This window comes from Martelella sp. UBA3392 (genome assembly GCF_002358775.1).
Taxonomy (GTDB): Bacteria; Pseudomonadota; Alphaproteobacteria; order Rhizobiales; family Rhizobiaceae; genus Martelella; species Martelella mediterranea.
On sequence record NZ_DEPM01000293.1, the window covers coordinates 1 to 757 of the forward strand.

Sequence of the window (757 nt, forward strand, 5' to 3'; positions counted from 1 at the left end):
CAGGGGTTCGATATCACCGCGACCGCGATCCGGGTGCTGGTCGCCGTCGGGATCATGGCGGGGCTGCTCTGGTATTTCGGCCGTTTCGGCAAGCTCAAGGTGCCGTTTGCCGAAAAGGTCGAGGACAAGGTGGAACTGCTCGCACTCGGCGCGCTGGCGCTGTGCTTCTCCGCTGCCGCGATTTCGGGCGTTGCCGGGCTTTCGCCCGCCTATGGCGCGTTTCTCGCCGGCATCTGCATCGGCAATTCCACCCTGCGCAGCCGGGTCATTCCGGTGGTCGAGCCGATCCAGAGCGTTCTGCTGGTGATCTTCTTCCTGTCCATCGGCCTGTTGATCGACCTGACCTTCATCTGGGACCATCTCGCGATCGTCCTGCTGGCCGCCGTCGGCGTCGTCGCAGCGAAATCGGTGCTCAACGTCATGTTCCTGCGCTGGACCGGTTCTTCGCCGCAGACGGCGCTGATCGCCGGGCTTTCGATGGCGCAGGTTGGCGAGTTCTCGTTCGTGCTCGCCGCTGCCGGGCTGGCGGCCAGCGCGCTCAGCGACGATCTCTACCGATTGGTGATCGCGGTCACGGCAATCACGCTGCTGGTCTCGCCGGTCTGGGTCTCTGTCATGCGGCGCGTGGAGGCGACGCTCACGGAGGGTCTCGAAAGCTACCGCAATGCCCTTGCCGTCGCCTATGCGCAGGAGCTGCGCGAGGTCGGCCGTGGCCGGGCCTTTGTCGGCCACGCGGTCGCCGGCTCGCGCGCCCGGC

Annotated in this window: 1 protein-coding gene; it reads left to right on the forward strand. The window is 66.6% G+C overall.

Annotation, left to right across the window (positions count from 1 at the left end):
• Positions 1-757: cation:proton antiporter (locus B4E36_RS22855; RefSeq protein ID WP_345900851.1), on the forward strand; the 757-nt coding region annotated here is incomplete at both ends.